15 protein-coding genes are annotated in these 16,027 nt (G+C 72.6%); 12 read left to right on the plus strand and 3 right to left on the minus strand.

The features are described from left to right. The first annotated feature begins 49 nt into the window (after positions 1 to 49). The 6 genes from HAV39_RS33970 (at position 50) to HAV39_RS33995 (ending at position 5,480) form a co-directional block, all read left to right on the plus strand. Positions 50 to 841: an alpha/beta fold hydrolase gene (locus tag HAV39_RS33970; RefSeq protein ID WP_191843274.1), complete on the plus strand. Its 792-nt coding sequence runs from the start codon at positions 50 to 52 to the stop codon at positions 839 to 841. A gap of 183 nt (positions 842 to 1,024) precedes the next feature. Then, complete coding sequence (locus HAV39_RS33975; RefSeq protein ID WP_191843275.1) at positions 1,025 to 1,756, plus strand: NUDIX hydrolase; 732 nt, start codon at positions 1,025 to 1,027, stop codon at positions 1,754 to 1,756. Positions 1,757 to 1,778: 22 nt separating this feature from the next. After that, complete coding sequence (locus HAV39_RS33980) at positions 1,779 to 2,762, plus strand: molecular chaperone DnaJ (RefSeq protein ID WP_191843276.1); 984 nt, start codon at positions 1,779 to 1,781, stop codon at positions 2,760 to 2,762. Between the two features lie 10 nt (positions 2,763 to 2,772). Next, a complete protein-coding gene (locus HAV39_RS33985; protein ID WP_191843277.1) occupies positions 2,773 to 3,741 on the plus strand; it encodes a hypothetical protein in 969 nt (322 codons plus the stop codon). Continuing rightward, on the plus strand, positions 3,738 to 4,955 hold the full coding sequence (locus HAV39_RS33990) for an adenylosuccinate synthetase (protein WP_239120598.1): 1,218 nt from the start codon (positions 3,738 to 3,740) through the stop codon (positions 4,953 to 4,955). Before HAV39_RS33985 ends, HAV39_RS33990 begins: the two co-directional genes overlap by 4 nt. 48 nt (positions 4,956 to 5,003) lie before the next feature. Continuing rightward, the gene (locus HAV39_RS33995) at positions 5,004 to 5,480 is read left to right on the plus strand and encodes a hypothetical protein (RefSeq protein WP_191843278.1); all 477 of its coding nucleotides are present in this window, start codon (positions 5,004 to 5,006) and stop codon (positions 5,478 to 5,480) included. A gap of 106 nt (positions 5,481 to 5,586) precedes the next feature. Here the strand turns inward: HAV39_RS33995 and HAV39_RS34000 are convergent, their stop codons facing one another. Then, the gene (locus tag HAV39_RS34000; RefSeq protein ID WP_191843279.1) at positions 5,587 to 7,662 is read right to left on the minus strand and encodes an amylo-alpha-1,6-glucosidase; all 2,076 of its coding nucleotides are present in this window, start codon (positions 7,660 to 7,662) and stop codon (positions 5,587 to 5,589) included. Between the two features lie 136 nt (positions 7,663 to 7,798). Here HAV39_RS34000 and HAV39_RS34005 point away from each other — a divergent pair, with 136 nt between their 5' ends. From HAV39_RS34005 to HAV39_RS34025, 5 genes are all read left to right on the plus strand, one after another. Further along, entirely contained in the window at positions 7,799 to 8,827 is a 1,029-nt protein-coding gene (locus tag HAV39_RS34005) for a LacI family DNA-binding transcriptional regulator (protein ID WP_191843280.1), read from the plus strand. A gap of 54 nt (positions 8,828 to 8,881) precedes the next feature. Further along, the gene (locus HAV39_RS34010; protein ID WP_191843281.1) at positions 8,882 to 10,126 is read left to right on the plus strand and encodes a sugar ABC transporter substrate-binding protein; all 1,245 of its coding nucleotides are present in this window, start codon (positions 8,882 to 8,884) and stop codon (positions 10,124 to 10,126) included. Positions 10,127 to 10,197: 71 nt separating this feature from the next. Then, positions 10,198 to 11,286 carry a carbohydrate ABC transporter permease gene (locus tag HAV39_RS34015; protein WP_191843282.1) on the plus strand — a complete coding sequence of 363 codons (1,089 nt, stop codon included), beginning with the start codon at positions 10,198 to 10,200 and terminating at the stop codon, positions 11,284 to 11,286. Between the two features lie 2 nt (positions 11,287 to 11,288). Next, positions 11,289 to 12,167, plus strand: a complete 879-nt coding sequence (locus HAV39_RS34020; RefSeq protein WP_191843283.1) for a carbohydrate ABC transporter permease — start codon at positions 11,289 to 11,291, stop codon at positions 12,165 to 12,167. A gap of 109 nt (positions 12,168 to 12,276) precedes the next feature. Continuing rightward, positions 12,277 to 12,516 (plus strand): hypothetical protein, encoded by a 240-nt coding sequence (locus HAV39_RS34025; protein ID WP_191843284.1) that lies wholly within the window; start codon positions 12,277 to 12,279, stop codon positions 12,514 to 12,516. 12 nt (positions 12,517 to 12,528) lie between these two features. On the opposite strand, the gene HAV39_RS34030 is transcribed toward HAV39_RS34025, so the two are convergent. Continuing rightward, the gene (locus tag HAV39_RS34030) at positions 12,529 to 13,161 is read right to left on the minus strand and encodes an alpha-ketoglutarate-dependent dioxygenase AlkB (protein WP_191843285.1); all 633 of its coding nucleotides are present in this window, start codon (positions 13,159 to 13,161) and stop codon (positions 12,529 to 12,531) included. 222 nt (positions 13,162 to 13,383) lie between these two features. Between HAV39_RS34030 and HAV39_RS34035 the strand changes: the two genes are divergently transcribed. Next, the gene (locus HAV39_RS34035; RefSeq protein ID WP_191843286.1) at positions 13,384 to 15,531 is read left to right on the plus strand and encodes a protein kinase domain-containing protein; all 2,148 of its coding nucleotides are present in this window, start codon (positions 13,384 to 13,386) and stop codon (positions 15,529 to 15,531) included. Between the two features lie 51 nt (positions 15,532 to 15,582). Here HAV39_RS34035 and mscL read toward each other — a convergent pair whose 3' ends face one another. Next, entirely contained in the window at positions 15,583 to 16,014 is a 432-nt protein-coding gene (mscL, locus tag HAV39_RS34040) for a large conductance mechanosensitive channel protein MscL (RefSeq protein ID WP_191843287.1), read from the minus strand. Between the last annotated feature and the right edge of the window lie 13 nt (positions 16,015 to 16,027).

A 16,027-nucleotide genomic window follows, 5' to 3' on the forward strand; every position in this document is an offset into this window, starting at 1 on the left:
GCGCGGCAGAGAAGGCCCGTTGCGGACCGTGGGACGGGGGGACACACACATGCAGGTGGTACGCGACGGGGTCCGGGTGGACTGCCATGACTCCGGCGGCGACGGCCCCGCGATCGTGCTGCTGCACGGCCTGGCGGGCCACGCCGGGGAGTTCGCCGAGCTGCGGCGCTGCCTGCCGGCCGGGCTGCGGTGCGTGGCGGTCGACCAGCGCGCCCACGTGCCCGGCCAGCCGGTGCCCGCGGACCTGTCGCGGGCGGCGTACGCCGAGGACGTCGTGTTCGTGATCGAGGAGCTGGGGCTCGCGCCGGCGGTGCTCGTCGGGCAGTCCCTGGGCGGGCACACCGCGATGCTGGCCGCCGCCGCGCGGCCGGACCTGGTGCGCGGACTCGTGATGATCGAGGCGGGTCCGGAGGCCGACGGGCCGGAGCTGCCCGCGGAGATCGGCGGTTGGCTGGACTCGTGGCCGGTGCCGTTCGCCTCCCGGGAGCAGGCCGCGGAGTTCTTCGGCGGCGGGCCGGTCGGCGCGGGCTGGGCCGCGGGCCTGGTCGAGCGGGACGGCGGGCTGTGGCCGCGGTTCGCCCGGGACGCCATGGTGGACTCGATCGCCACGCTCGTCGGCGCGCCCGCGTGGCCGGCCTGGGACAGCCTCACCGGCCCGGTGCTGGTGGTGCGGGGCGAGCGCGGCATCATGACCGACGCCGAGGTGGCCCGGATGACGCAGCGACCGCACACCACCCTGGTCACCGTGCTCGACGCGGGCCATGACGTGCACCTCGACCAGCCCGCGGCGACGGCGACGGCGATCAGCGCCTACCTGGACGGCCAGGCGCCCGCCGCGTAGCTCCCGGCTTCACGTCGCCAGGCGAGAAACCGCCTCCTCCGCGTCGAGCCCGGTCGCGCGCAGCCCGATCCATCTTGGACGGGACGTCGGACGTCCGCGAAACGGCGTTCCGTTGACAGTGGCCGAACTCGGCTTTACAGTCATTCTCAGATTGAGTTAATCTCTGATTGAGAAGGACGTGACATGGTCTCCGAGCGCGAGTTCCTCGACGGCTACGACCCGCGGGACTACCCGGCGGTCGCGGTCACGGTCGACGTCGTCACGCTCACCATCCGCGACGGCGTGCTGCACGTGCTGCTGGTCGAGCGCGGCGAGCAGCCCTACGCCGGCCGCCTCGCGCTGCCCGGCGGTTTCGTCCGCGAGGAGACGCTCGACCAGGCCGCGCTGCGCGAACTCGCCGAGGAGACCGGCATCCTGCCCCGCGTCCACCTGGAACAGCTCGCCACTTTCGGCGACCCCGGCCGCGACCCGCGCATGCGGGTGGTGTCGGTGGCCTACCTCGCCTTCGCGCCGCGGCTGCCCGATCCCACCGTCGGCGGCGACGCCGCCGCGGCCCGCTGGGTGCCGGTCGACGACGCGACCGGTCTCGCCTTCGACCACGACGCGGTGCTGGCCGCCGGGCTCGAACGCGCCCGCGCCAAGCTCGAATACTCGCCGCTGGCGACCGCGTTCGTCGACGAGGAGTTCACGATCGCGCAGCTGCGCGGCGTCTACACGGCGGTCTGGGGCGAGGAGCCGCACGCGGGCAACTTCCACCGCAAGGTGCTCTCCGTGCCCGGCTTCGTCGAGGCCACCGGCACGACCACCGAGCGCGGCGGCGAGCGCGGCGGCCCCCGGTCCAAGCTGTTCCGGGCGGGCGACGCCCGCATCCTGCACCCGGCGCTGCTGCGGCCCACCCCAGAGGAGCGGGCATGAGCGAGCGCAGCGAGGAGCGGGCATGAGTGGCTTCGACGACGCGGTCACCCGTGTGCTGGCGGCGCGCTCCCCCGGTGACCTGTTCGGCGGCGGCGACAGCGGGCACGCGTACCGCACGCTTGCCAAGGTCCTGCACCCGGATGCCGCACCGGCCGGTTCGACCGCGACCGCGACGCACGCCTTCGCCCGGCTGGCGGATCTGTGGGCCGCGCATCGCGGCGGCACCACCATGACCACGCGTCGCGGCAGCTACCGCATCGGGTCGCCGGCGTATGCGGGCGACATCGCCGATCTCTACCTGGTCGACGGCGGCGCCGCACTGCTGAAGCTGCCCCGGCATCCCGCCGACAGCGACCTGATGCGCCGGGAGGCACGCGCCCTGACCCGGCTGCGCAGCCACGGCGAGGCACGCCACGGCGCGTACGCCCCAAGGCTGATCGACTCGTTCACGCACCGCGACCCCGACAGCGGCGCGCAGCGCACCGCCACGATCCTCGCGCACCAGGGCGGGTTCGTGACCCTCGCGCGGGTGAGGCGGTCCTACCCGGACGGCGTCGACCCCCGCGACGCGGCCTGGATGTGGCGGCGGCTGCTCGTCGCCGTCGGGTACGCCCACCGTGCCGGGGTCGTGCACGGGGCCGTCGTCCCCGATCACGTGCTGATCCACCCGGACGAGCACGGCCTCGTGCTCGTCGACTGGTGCTACAGCGTGACCGAGCCGGACCGGACCGTCCCGGCGATCGTCACGGAGTACCGCGACCTCTACCCGCCGGAGGTCGCCGGCAGGCGCCCGGCAAGCGAGGCGACCGACATCCACCTCGCCACCCGGTGCATGACCTGGCTGATGGGCGACCGGACACCGCCGGCGCTGGCCCGGTTCGCCCACGGCTGCACCCTGCCCCACCCGAACGCCCGCCCGCACGACGCGTGGCGGCTGCTCGCCGAACTCGACGAGCTGCTCGAAGCCCTCTACGGGCCCCGCACCTTCCGGCCCTTCACCCTCTAAGGAGCAGATCATGGGAAGCGGACGATGGTCCACCGACGTCTACGCCGCCGCGGCCGGCTACCGCGCGGCGACCGGCGCCAGCGCCTTCGCCTACAGCGACTCCGGCGCGCGCACCGTGCACGACGCCCTCAACCCGCACGGCGTCACGGTGCGGGAGAGCCGCGACAGCGACCAGCACCCGCGGTCGACGCCGATCGCGATCCTCTTCGACGTCACCGGGTCGATGGGCGCGGTGCCCCGCGTGCTGCAGACCAAGCTGCCGGAACTGTTCGGCCTGCTGATCCGCAAGGGCTACTGCACCGACCCGCAGATCCTCTTCGGCGCGATCGGTGACGCCACCTGCGACCGCGCGCCGCTGCAGATCGGGCAGTTCGAGTCCGACAACCGCACGGACGACGACCTCGGCCGGATCCTTCTCGAAGGCGGCGGCGGCGGGCAGCGCACCGAGTCCTACGAGCTCGCCATGTACTTCATGGCCCGGCACACCGCGCTCGACGCCGTCGCGCGGGGCCGGCGCGGCTACCTGTTCATCATCGGCGACGAGATGGCGTACCAGAAGGTCAAGCCCGACGAGGTGCGCCGCGTCATCGGCGACACGATCACCGAACCGATCAGCACCGCGGCGATCGTCGCCGAGCTGCAGCGCAGCTACGACGTGTACTTCATCATGCCGGCGCAGGCCAGCTACACCGGCGACGCCGAGATCCTCGGACACTGGCGCAAGCTGCTCGGCCAGCACGTCATCGAACTCGACGACCTCGACGCCGTCTGCGAGACCATCGCGCTCACCGTCGGGCTCGGCGAGGATGCCACCGACCTGGACTCCGGGCTGGTCGACCTCGCCGAGGCCGGGTCGGCCGCCGGCCCGACCGTCGGCAAGGCGCTCGCCCCGCTCGGCACCACCCGCGGCGCGCTGGTGCGCTCGGCGCTGCCGGCCGGTTTCGGCGGCGGCCGGGCCACCCCGGTGACCCGGCTGTGACCGAACCCCGCCATGTCATCGTCGTCGACCTCGGTTACGGCGACGCCGGCAAGGGCACGATCGTGGACTGGCTCTGCGCGACCCGCCCGGTCACCACCGTGATCCGGTTCAACGGGGGCGCGCAGGCCGCCCACAACGTGGTGACGCCCGACGGGCGTCACCACACGTTCGCCCAGTTCGGCTCCGGCACCCTGCACGGGGTCCGCACCCACCTGTCCCGGTTCATGATGGTCGACCCGCTGGCGCTCGCCGCCGAAGCCGCCCACCTGGTCGAACTGGGCGTGGCGGCGCCGTTCGAGCTGCTCACCGTCGACCGTCGGGCGCTGCTGACGACACCGTGGCACCGGGCCGCCAACCGAGCCCGGGAAACCGCCCGCGGTGACGACCGGCACGGGTCCTGCGGCATGGGCGTCGGCGAGACGGCCGCCTTCGCGCTCACCCACCCCGACCTCGCCGTCCGCGCCGGTGACACCGCGTCCCCGGCGACGCTCGCGCGCAAGCTGTACGCGGTCCGGGACGCGCTCACCGCCGAACTCGGTCCGCTCGACGCGCCACCCGTCGCCGCCGTGGCCGAGGCGTTCCGGTGGTTCGGGACCGCGATCCGGCTGGTCTCCTCGTCCCGGCAGGCGCTGCGCGGCCCGTGCGTGTTCGAGGGCGCCCAGGGTGTCCTGCTGGACGAGTGGCGCGGCTTCCACCCGTACACGACCTGGTCGACGACCACGTTCGACAACGCCGAGACGCTGCTGGCCGAGACCGGCGACGGTGCCGCCCTGCGCCTGGGCGTGGTGCGCACCTACACGACACGCCACGGCGCCGGACCGCTGGTCACCGAGGATCCGCGGCTCACCGCGGCCCTGCCGGAGCGGCACAACGCGCACGGCCGATGGCAGGGCGCGTGGCGGGCCGGGCACTTCGACGCCGTCGCCCACCGCTACGCCGTCGAGGTGTGCGGCGGCGTCGACGCGCTCGCCGTCACCCACACCGACGTCGCCGAACGCCACGAGCTGAAGATGTGCCTGTCGTACGAGCGGCTGGACCGGATCGTGCCCGGCGAGCGCGGGGATCTGGCGTACCAGGAGAAGCTCACCCAGACGCTGACCGCCGCCACCCCGGTCTACACCGGACCCGCCGACGTCGGCGAGGTGCTCACCGCGCCGATCGCGGTCACCTCGCACGGCCCGACCTGGCGGGACAAGAGTCGAGTCCGCACATGAGACGGGAGGCCGATGGCCTGACCGGGCGACACTCGTCACAGTGAATGCATGCTGCGGATGCTTCGCCGGCTCGGCCAGTACCTGTTCTGCCTGATGTTCATCGGCATCGGGCTCGTCGTGGCGGTCGTGTTCGATCGCGACGAAGCGCCGTGGTGGGCGGGTCCCATCTTCGCCGCCGTCGGCACGCTCCTCCTGGTCGTGTTCTTTCTCGTCAACCGGTGGCGGGACCGGCGCAACGCGATCCTCGAACACGGGGTGGACGGTCGCGGCCTGGTCACCGAGGTTAAGCCCACGGCCCAGTGGGAGAGCAACGACGTGCGCCACTTCCGCATGACCATGACGATCGAGGTGCCGGGCCGCGCACCGTACACGGCGACCGCGCGGCAGCCGTACCACCGCACGCGCTGGGACCGCATCCGGCCTGGCCTGGTGGTGCCCGTGCGGGTCCACCCGGGGGATCCCGCCCGCGTCATGGTGGCGACCGACTGGTTGAACAACCCGAGCCGGAAGCCCGAGCCGAGCTGACGTGACCGCGGCCGCCGGGCGGCGTCGTGCGGCTGCTGCCGGTGGCACCCGGCAGAGCTCGACGACGCCGCCCGGTTCCTCATGCCGGCACCGTGCGAAACCCCGTTCAGTCCAGGGTCAGGCCGGTCGGCAGTCCGGTGACGGTCGGCCGGCCCGTGCCGTCGACCACCACGGTGACCGGCTTGCCGCCGATCCGCAGGCCGCGGGCGGTGACGGCGCCCAGGGGCGCGCCCGCCAGCGGCCGTACGCTGACCCGGCCGGCCGGCACGTCCGGGCGTACGCCGAGCATCGCGTGCAGCACCGCGACCACCGCGGTCGCCGACCACGCCTGCGGCCGGCAGGCGGCCGGGTACGGCACGGGCCGGCGCGACGTGCTGCGGGCGTCGCCGGAGTGCAGTTCCGGCAGCCGATAGTCGAACGCCTCGGCGGCGGCCAGCAGGCCCTCGGCCAGTTGCGCCGCGACCTCGGCGTGGCCGTCGGCGGCCAGGCCGCTGATCGCGATGGCCGTGTCGTGCGCCCACACCGTGCCGCAGTGGTAGGACAGCGGGCTGTACCCGTGCTCGTCGGCGGACATGGTGCGCAGCCCGAACGCGTCGGCGTTGCCCGGCGCGGCCAGCAGCGCGGCCACCGCCGCGGACTCCGCTTCGGACAGGATGCCGGTGCCCAGCAGGTGACCGATGTTGCTGGTCAGCGAGTCGACGGGCCGCTTGTACCGGTCGAGCGCGAGGGCGGGAAACGCGCCGTGCGGCCCGTCGACCCAGTACGCCGCCCGGAACCGCTCGGCCAGCCGGCCCGCGTGGTCGCGCCAGCGCTCGGCGCCGGCCAGGCCGTACGCGTCGAGCAGGGCCGCGCCGTGCACGGCCGCCTGGTAGGCGTAGCCCTGCACCTCGACCAGCGCGATCGGCGCGTCGGCCTGGCGGCCGTCCCGGAAGCGCACCGCGTCGCCGGAGTCCTTCCAGCCCTGGTTGGCCAGCCCGTGGCCGTGGGTGTCGACGTACTCGACGAAACCGTCGCCGTCGGGGTCGGCGTGCTTGTCCAGCCAGCCGAGCGCGGCTTCCAGGTGCGGCAGCAGCTCGGCGACCTGGTCGTCGGGCATGCCCCAGCGCCACGCGTCGTGCAGCAGGCTGATCCACAGCAGGGTCGCGTCGACGGTGCCGAAGTAGACGTCGGGCAGGTCCAGCTCGCCGACGGCGCCGCTGAAGTGGAACGGGCGGCGGCGCAGCTCGTGCATGATCTTGCCGGGTTCCTCGCAGGTGGCGGGGTCCAGCGCGCGGCCCTGGCGGCGGGCCAGCGCGCGCAGCGTGCCGGCGGCCAGTCCGGTGCCCAGCGGCAGCATCATCCGGGCCGCCCAGATGCTGTCCCGCCCGAACAGGGTGAGGAACCACGGCACCCCTGCCGCCAGGAACGTGTCGTCCGGCTGCCCGGTCTCGGCCAGGCGCAGGGTCTGCAGGTCGTCCAGTGACTGGTCGAGCAGCCGGGTGATCCGGTGGTCGGCGGCGGTGACCTGCGGGCGGGCCCAGTCCGTGGCGTGGCGGGGCGTGGTCACGATCGAGCGCGGGTCGCGGACCTCGGCCTGCCAGCGGTGGGTGACCTGCTCGCGCGGGCCGAGGGCGACCTGCCAGCGCAGGCCCGCGGCGGTGCCGTCGATCAGCTCGGCGCCGGGAGCGGTGACGCGGACCTCGGTCTCGCCGTCGCGCCACCGCAGCGCGCCGTCGTGCCCGCTCGCGGTGTGGTCGGGGCGTCCGCCGCCGGACTTCACCTCCTCGATCGGCGCGAAGTCGCAGCTAAGCCCGATGGTGAGGGTGAACGTCACGGGGACCGCGGCGGTCGAGGTGACGGTGAGGCATTCCTCCATCTCGGATGGTCCGGCGGTCCGCAGGCGATCGATGCGCACGGTCGGGTCGGGGCCGGGATCGCCCAGCCACCGCACGAGCGCGGTGAACCGCGTCGCGCCCGGCCCGGCGGGCGCGAACGCGACCGGTTCCGGCTCGCGCCCGTCGACGAACAGGTGCGCCCGGGACAGCACCCGGCTGTCGGCGTAGAACAGGCCCTGCACCCCGGCCTCCCGGATCTGCCCGTCGGCGCCGCTCAACGCGCTGGCCGGGGCGAAAACGGTGCTGACCAGGTCGTGCAGCAGGGGTTGCAGGGGACGGGCTGCGGAAGGGTTGGGCTGGTTGAGCAAGGGGTAACTCCTTGATGCCGAACCGTCTCTTGACAGGCGGGTCGCTGGGATGCAAAGTGATCATGCTTCCGGCAGTTGAACGTTCAAATTATGCGGCATCCTTTTTGGAACGATCAAGAGGGCAAAGGCGGAGATAATGGCGGACAGGGTGACAATTACCACAGTTGCTCGTCATGCCCAGGTATCCGTGCAGACCGTGTCCAATGTGCTCAATTCACCGCACATGGTGCGGCCGGCGACGCGGCAGCGCGTGCAGGACGCCATCGACGCCCTGGGCTACCGCGCCAACCAGGCCGCCCGGCAGATGCGCACCGGCCGCTCCCGGCTGATCGCGGCCCGCATCGAGCCCGCGCAGGACGGCATCAACGGCTCGATCCTGGACCGCTTCCTGCACGGACTCGCCGACGCCGCCGCCCCCGCCCGCTACCGCGTGCTGCTCTACACCGCGGCCGACGACAACGCGGAGATCGCCACCTACGAGGACATGCTCAGCGCGTACGACATCGATGCGTTCGTGCTGACCAGCACGCACCATGCCGACACCCGCACCAGCTGGCTCACCGAGCGCGGCGTGCCGTTCGTGACGTTCGGCCGCCCCTGGGACGCCCCGGGCAGCCACCCCTGGGTCGACGTGGACGGCGCCGCCGGCACCGCCGAGGCGACCAGGCACCTGCTGCGCGCCGGGCACCGCCGGATCGGTTTCATCGGCTGGCCGGCCGGCTCCGGCGTCGGCGACGACCGCCGCTCCGGCTGGGCCGCCGCCCTGGCCGAGGCGGGCGTCGACCCGCACGGCCTCGACGCCGTCACCCCCGACGGGGTCGCCGAGGGCGTGGCCGCCGCACGTGACCTGCTCAGCCGCGACGAACCGGTCACCGCGATGGTGTGCTGCAGCGACTCCCTCGCCCTCGGCGCGCTGCACGCCACCGGCGGCGCCGACCCGGCCGCGCCCGGCACGCCCGCCCCCGGCCGGGTCGCCGTCATCGGCTTCGACGACACCCCCGTCGCGCAGGCCGTCGGCCTGACCAGCATCGCCCAGCCGCTCGGCGAGGCGGCCACACACTGCCTACGCCTGCTGGCCGCGCAGCTCGACGCGCCCGGCAGCCGCCCACCGGGAGACGGGCAGATCCTGCTCGCCCCGGCCCTGGTGCCCCGCCGCACCGCCTGACCACACCCCGCACCCTGTCCGTCCCCACCCCGATTGAACAGGAGATAACAGAAGATGTTCCACAGCAGAATCCGCAGGACCGCGATCGCGGTCGCGGCGGCCGGTGCGCTGGCGGTCACCTCCGCCTGCGGCAGCGGCTTCGACGACGGCGCCACCACCCAGCAGAGCAGCGGCCCGGCTGCCCTGCAGGTGCTCATCGGCTCCTCCGGCGACGCCGAGACCAAGGCCGTCAACGACGCCGCCGCCACGTGGGCCACCGCCACCGGCAACACGGCGACCGTCACCCCCGCCCAGGACCTGAGCCAGCAGCTCGGCCAGGCCTTCGCCGGCGACTCCCCGCCCGACGTGTTCTACGTCGACGCCTCCCGCTTCGCCGACTACGCCAGCGTCGGCGCGCTGGAGCCGTACGGCGACAAGCTCGCCAACAAGGGCGACTTCTACGACAGCCTCAAGCAGACCTTCACCTTCGACGGCAAGTTCTACTGCGCGCCGAAGGACTTCTCGACGCTCGCCCTGCAGGTCAACACCGACCTGTGGAGCAAGGCCGGGCTGACCGACGCGGACCTGCCCACCACCTGGGAGCAGCTGCAGGCCACCGCCGAGAAGATCAAGGCCAAGGGCCTCACCCCGCTGGTCGTCGGCGACACCCGCGACCGGATCGGCGCCTTCCTGGTGCAGGCCGGCGGCTGGCTGATCAGCACCGACGGCAAGCAGGCCACCGCGGACAGCCCGGAGAACCTGCAGGCGCTGACGTACTTCCAGGGTCTGCAGAAGAAGGGCCTGGCCGTCTTCCCCAAGCAGGTCGACGCGGGCTGGGGCGGCGAGGCCTTCGGCAAGGGCAAGGCCGTCATGACGATCGAGGGCAACTGGATCAAGGGCGCCATGGCCAACGACTTCCCGAACGTCAAGTACACGGTGCACGAGCTGCCCGCCGGCCCCAAGGGCAAGGGCACCCTGTCGTTCACCAACTGCTGGGGCATCTCGGCCAAGAGCAAGTTCAAGGACCAGGCGATCAAGTTCGTCGAGGCGATGACCAGCGTCGACCAGCAGCTCGCGTACGCCAAGGCGTTCGGGGTCATGCCGTCGCTGAAGACCGCCAAGGACGGCTACGCCCAGCAGTTCCCGGCCGACGGCCCGTTCGTGACCGGCGCCGACTACGCCCACGGCCCGGTGAACGCCCCGAAGATGGACAGCGTCCTGTCCGATTTCGACACCCAACTGCAGAAGCTCGCCACCGGTGACCCAAAGGCGGTCCTGGAGCGGGTGCAGAAGAACGTCGCCGCCGCGCTCGGCAGCTGATCCCGACCGGTGGAGGGTGCGCGGCCGCGACCGCGGCCGCGCACCCCGACTTCGCAGAAGGCAGGTGACTCGTGTTCGGCAGCAGGCGCCGCGGCGGCATCCGCGGCAACGAGGCGGTGGCGGGCTGGCTGTTCGTCGCCCCGGTGGTGGTGATCCTCGGCTTGTTCCTGCTGCTGCCCATCCTGATGGCGCTGTGGGTCAGCCTCAGCGGCTGGAACGGCCAGGGCAGCCCCTTCCGCGCCGACGTGCCGTTCGTGGGCGCGGACAACTACACCCGCCTGTTCACGCAGGACGGGCTGGCCCGCGAGAACTTCATGACCAGCATCCGCAACAACGCGTACTACGTGCTGCTGGTCGTGCCCGCGCAGACGGTCCTCGCGCTGGGCCTGGCGCTGGTCGTCAACCGGCGGGTGCTGCGCGGCAAGTCGTTCTTCCGCACCGCGTTCTACTTCCCGTCGGTGACGAGCTCCGTGGCGATCAGCGTCATGTTCCTGTTCCTGTTCGCCAACACCGGCGCGGTCAACTCGCTGCTGAGCGTGTTCGGCCTCGACGGCCCGCAGTGGTTCTCCGACCCGCGCGGGCTGCTGCACCTGAGCCTGTCCGGACTCGGCCTGGTCGACCTCGCCCACCCGCCCGCGGCGCTGACCGACGGCGGGCCGCTGGGCCTGTCCTGGTGGGAATGGCTGGCCGGGCCCAGCGTGGCCATGAGCACCATCATCATCCTCGTGGTCTGGACGACCAGCGGCACCTTCATGCTGATGTTCCTCGCCGCGCTGCAGGACGTGCCGGTGCAGCTGGAGGAGGCCAGCCTGATCGACGGGGCCGGACCCTGGCAGCGGCTGCGCTACGTGACCCTGCCGCTGCTCAAGCCGACGTTGTTCCTCGTCATCACGCTCGGCCTCATCAGCACCTGGCAGGTGTTCGACCAGATCTACGTGATGAGCCAGGGCAACCCCGCCAAGACCACGCTGACCCCCGCGTACCTGTCCTACCGCACCGCGTTCAAGGACTTCGAGTACGGCAGCGGCGCGGCGATCTCGTTCGTGCTGTTCCTGCTCATCGTGGTGCTGACGCTGGTGCAGCGCTGGGTCATGCGCGACCGCGACCGCGTGCCGCGCACCCGCGCGCGCCTGCTCCCGACCCGGACACGGAGGTCCTGATCATGTCCGTGGCGGCCGACCGACCCCGCTCCCCCGCCCGCCGCGACGGCGGCCGCACGCTGGCCAGCCACTTCGTCGGGTACGCGGTGCTGGTCTTCTTCGCGCTGGTGTTCCTCTACCCGTTCGTGATCCAGCTGGCCAACGCGTTCAAGTCCGAGCCGGACGCGGCGGCCAGCCCGCTGGCCCCGCTGCCGGACCCGGTGACGACCGCCGCGTTCACGCGGATCTTCGAGGGCACCGGCTTCCCCCGCTGGGTGGCGAACTCGCTGGTCGTCACCACCGTCGTCACCGCCGGCCGGGTGTTCCTGGACTCGCTGGCCGGCTACGCCCTGGCCCGGCTGCACTTCCGCGGCCGCGCCGCGGTCACCGGCGCGGTCATCGCGGTCATGGCGGTGCCCGGCGTCGTGCTGCTGATCCCGAAGTTCCTGGTGCTCAACCAGCTCGGCATCTACAACAGCTACACCGCGCTGATCCTGCCGGTGATCGTGGACGCGGCGGGCGTGTTCATCATGCGGCAGTTCTTCGTCTCGGTCCCGGTCAGCGTCGAGGAGGCGGCCCGCATCGACGGGGCAGGCGTGTTCCGCACCTTCTGGTCGGTGGTGCTGCCGATGGCCCGCCCGGCGTTGATCACGCTGACCATCCTGTCGTTCCAGGGCTCGTGGAACGAGTTCCCGCACACCCTGGTCGCGGTGCAGAGCCCCGAGCTGTTCACGCTGCCGCGCGGCGTCGCCGACCTGGTCAGCGGATCGCTGGGCGCGGGCAGCCAGTACCCGCTCAAGCTCGGCGCCGCCCTGCTCGCGACCATCCCGGTCGCCGTCATCTTCCTGCTGTTCCAGCGCCACTTCGTCCGCGGCGCGGCCGAGGGCGCCAGCAAGGAGTAGACCGCCGGCGGCGGCGGGAACCCCACCCCTCTTCCCCCGCCGCCGGCCTTCGCCACCCCGGTCGGCGGAACGCCTACCGGCCGACCGTCGCGAAGCCGACAATGTACCCATGACGGACGAACATGCGATGCAGCGTGAGCTGGAGCAGGTCGACGCGATGATCGCCGAGTTGCGCGGCCAGGCCGAGCAGATCCGGCAGGAGGTCGGCAACCGCGAGGACGGGCCCGGCGACCCCGGCGACACCACCCTGCTGATCAGCAGCGCCGAGGAGCAGGAGGCGCTGGTCGCCGTGCTGGAGGACCGCCGCGGCAAACTCCGCGAACGCCTCGGCCTGGGCACGCAGGGCTGACCGCCGAGCGGCTCAGGCCACGTTGACCGGCCGGAACTGGACGCTCACCCGCGGCCCGACGTGGCGGGACGTCTTCGGGATGCAGTGCTCCCAGGTGCGCTGGCAGGAGCCGCCCATCACGACCAGGTCGCCGTGGCCGAGCGGGAACCGGACGCTCGGCTCGCCACCGCCGCGCGGGCGCAGCAGCAGCGGCCGGGGCTCGCCGAACGACACGATGGCGACCATGGTGTCGGTGTGCCTGCCGCGGCCGATGGTGTCGCCGTGCCAGGCCACGCTGTCGCGGCCGTCGCGGTACAGGCACATGCCCGCGGACACGAACGGCTCGCCCAGCTCCGCGGCGTAGAAATCCGACAGCGCGGTGCGGGCCTGGTCGAGCACCGGGTGCGGCAGCGCCTCGTCGGGGCCGTACCAGCGCAGCAGGCGGGGCACGTCGACCTCGCGCTCGTACATCTCCCGGCGCTCGGCCCGCCAGTCGACCTGCTCCAGGAGCACGTCCAGGATCTGCTCGGAGCCGTGCACCCAGCCGGGCACGTGGTCGACCCAGGCTCCGCGGGTGAGCGGATGCCTGTTCACCACCCCGGCCAGCGGTCCCAGGGTGGCCCGCTCGTCAAGATCGAACATCGACGGCTGGTGCGCGTGTGCCATGAGCAGGGATTCTACACCCGGTTCGAACAGGGGTACCAATCCATGGGACTCGCTACCCTGATTAAGCGGCCAACCGGACGGCAGTGCATGATGACTGCCGAAGCGCTCCCAGACGGCACATCCAATCACGACTGTTGTATGTGGTGTCGAACCGGCCGCCGGGGATCGACGGGGATAGTATGCGGCGCGGGAGCGCAACTGAAAGCCGACTGAGGGTGTCGTATGAGGCCGCTGGGAACCACCGACCCGCACTCCGTAGCAACGTACCGGCTGGTCGGCGTTCTCGGCGGTGGCGGCATGGGGCGCGTCTACCTGGGACAGTCGCCGGCCGGAAGATACGTCGCGATCAAGGTGATCCGCCCGGAGCTCGCCGCCGACCCGATGTTCCGCCGCCGGTTCAGCCGCGAGGTGGCCGCGGCGCGCCTGGTGAACCCGCTGTTCACCGCCGCGGTCGTGGACGCCGACACCGACGCCGAATCGCCGTGGCTGGCCACCACCTACATCGAGGGCCCCAGCGTGGAGCAGCGGGTGCGCTCCAGCGGCCCGCTGTCGATCACCGCCGTGCTCACCCTCGCCACCGGTCTGGCCGAGGCGCTGGCCTCCATCCACCGGGCCGGGCTGGTGCACCGCGACCTCAAGCCGGCCAACATCCTGCTCGACGACACCGGCCCGCACATCATCGACTTCGGCATCGCGCTGTCCTCCGACGCCGAGCGCATGACCACCGGCGTCAACGTCGGCACCCCGTCATACATGGCTCCCGAGCGCATCCAGGGCGAGGACGCCGGATCGCCCGGCGACATCTTCTCCCTGGGCGCCACCCTGTACTTCGCCGCCACCGGCCGCACCCTGATCAACGGCGGCAGCATGTTCGAGCAGATCAACCAGGTGACCCAGGGCCGGTTCGACCTGGCCGCGCTGCCGATCCAGCTGCGGCCGTTCGTGGTGCGCTGCATCAGCCTGCGCCCGCAGGACCGCCCGACCGCCAAGGAGCTGTCCCGGATCCTCATCGGCACGGGTGTGTCGACCCCCGCGCCCGGCTGGTTCCAGCCGCTGATCGCGCTGCCCGGCGGCGAGCCGCAGGTGGAGGTGCCGACCGCGCCGACCTGGGGCACCCCGAAGCTGTGGCAGCGGCGGCCGGTCCTGGTGGGCGCCGTGCTGGGCGCGCTCGGGCTGGCCGCGGGCGGCGCATGGGCGGTCACCCGTGGCGGCGCGGACGCCGGCGCACCGGACGGGTCGACCCCGGCCAGCGGCGGGCCGAGCGGCTCGCCGCAGCCGACCGGGCCGCTGCGGCCGGGGACCCTGCGCTGGCAGACCAACTCGCGGACCGTTCCGGGCCCGTTCCACCTGGTGGTGGCCGAGGGCGGGCGGTTGATCGGCACCGACGGGCCGCGGGTGTTCGCCACCGACCCGCTCGGCCCGGGCCAGAACCAGGCCTGGAGCGTGCTGATCAACGCCGAGCCGGTCACCGTGCGCGACTGGGGGCCGGCCGTGCTGGTCAGCACGGACAGCCGGCTGTGGCGGGTGGAGAACGAGACCGGCGACCTGGACTTCACCGCCATCGACGCGGGCGGGACGGTCGGCGAGGTCGCCCTCGCCACCGACCGGGCCTTCGTGGGGCTGCCCGCGTCCGTGCGTGCGTTCAACCGGGTCGGCGCGCCGGTGTGGCGCAAGGACGTGACGGAGTCACCGCTGGTGGCCGACATGTCCTGGCTGGTCACCCGGCAGGAGCGCAACAGCACGGTGTGGATCACGCTGCGCGAGGCCGCTACCGGGGACCAGAAGTGGCAGGTGACGTACAAGCTCCTGCCCCCGCCAGCGGACGCCGGTCGGGGTGGCCCCGGCGGGCCTGGCGGTCTGGGCGGGCCCGGCGGCGGCCCGCCCGAGGACGCCTGGGAGGCCGTGGAGGCCCGGCTGGGCCCCAGCCACCTGCTGCTGCGCGAGGGCGGCGTGCTGCGGGTCATCCGGCTGTCCGACGGCTTGGTCAGGTGGGAGAAGCCCTGGGACAAGCCGGTGGCCGGGGTGGACCTGATCGGCGACACGGTGGTGATGGCCGCCGACCGCATCTACGGCTTCCGCACCGACACCGGCGTGGAGCGGTGGAACATCCCCGCCCGCGGCGGACGCGTGGCCGCGTCGCAGGACGGCAGGCTCTGCTATGCCGTCGCCCAGCAGCGTTTCGCCGCGATCGACCCCGCGACCGGCAATGCCCTCTGGTCCGAGCCACTGCCCGCCGACGCGCGGGAGGAGAACGTCAGCGGCCTGGTGGTGCGGCATCCGACGGGGTACGTCCTGCTGCGGCCGCCGCCGTTCAAGGACGGCGACACCCCCGACGTGCTCGCGATCTCGCTCGTCTCCGGGCCGCGCTAGCCGCGGGCGAGCAGTGGCGGCGGACGGCGTGCGGCCGCCCGCCGCGCGGGCTCAGCGGTCGGCGGGGTGGTCGGTCTCGTGGCGGACGGCCTGCGCGGGCACCCGGCCGGCGACCAGCGCGTCACGGATCTCGGTGAGCAGCCGGATGTCCTCGGTGATCGGCGCGGGCTCGGGCTCCTTGCCCTTGTTCCGCCGCTCGGCCAGCTTGTTCATCGGCAGCACGACCAGGAAGTAGAGCACCGCGGCAGTCATCAGGAAGGTGATCACCGCGCTCAGGAAGCCACCGAAGTCGAGTCGGCCCTCACCCAGCTTCACCGTGAGGCCGTCGGCCTTACCCGGTGCCCCGATGAAGTCGATCACGGGGGTCAGGAACGAGGCGGTGAAACTGGTGACCAGACCGGTGAACGCCGCGCCGATGACCACACCGACCGCCAGGTCGACGACGTTGCCACGCATGATGAAATTCTTGAAGCCGCTCAACATGTCCCACACCGTA

The sequence above is a fragment of the Catellatospora chokoriensis genome (genome assembly GCF_011297315.1).
GTDB classification, from domain to species: Bacteria; Actinomycetota; Actinomycetes; order Mycobacteriales; family Micromonosporaceae; genus Catellatospora; species Catellatospora citrea.

Bases quoted from the DNA above. Each gene is read 5' to 3' on its own strand.
- HAV39_RS33970 (WP_191843274.1), top strand. From the start codon at position 50: ATGCAGGTGGTACGCGACGGGGTCCGGGTGGACTGCCATGACTCCGGC.
- HAV39_RS33975 (WP_191843275.1), top strand. From the start codon at position 1,025: ATGGTCTCCGAGCGCGAGTTCCTCGACGGCTACGACCCGCGGGACTAC.
- HAV39_RS33980 (WP_191843276.1), top strand. From the start codon at position 1,779: ATGAGTGGCTTCGACGACGCGGTCACCCGTGTGCTGGCGGCGCGCTCC.
- HAV39_RS33985 (WP_191843277.1), top strand. From the start codon at position 2,773: ATGGGAAGCGGACGATGGTCCACCGACGTCTACGCCGCCGCGGCCGGC.
- HAV39_RS33995 (WP_191843278.1), top strand. From the start codon at position 5,004: ATGCTGCGGATGCTTCGCCGGCTCGGCCAGTACCTGTTCTGCCTGATG.
- HAV39_RS34005 (WP_191843280.1), top strand. From the start codon at position 7,799: ATGGCGGACAGGGTGACAATTACCACAGTTGCTCGTCATGCCCAGGTA.
- HAV39_RS34010 (WP_191843281.1), top strand. From the start codon at position 8,882: ATGTTCCACAGCAGAATCCGCAGGACCGCGATCGCGGTCGCGGCGGCC.
- HAV39_RS34020 (WP_191843283.1), top strand. From the start codon at position 11,289: ATGTCCGTGGCGGCCGACCGACCCCGCTCCCCCGCCCGCCGCGACGGC.
- HAV39_RS34025 (WP_191843284.1), top strand. From the start codon at position 12,277: ATGACGGACGAACATGCGATGCAGCGTGAGCTGGAGCAGGTCGACGCG.
- HAV39_RS34030 (WP_191843285.1), bottom strand. From the start codon at position 13,161: ATGGCACACGCGCACCAGCCGTCGATGTTCGATCTTGACGAGCGGGCC.
- HAV39_RS34035 (WP_191843286.1), top strand. From the start codon at position 13,384: ATGAGGCCGCTGGGAACCACCGACCCGCACTCCGTAGCAACGTACCGG.
- mscL (WP_191843287.1), bottom strand. From the start codon at position 16,014: ATGTTGAGCGGCTTCAAGAATTTCATCATGCGTGGCAACGTCGTCGAC.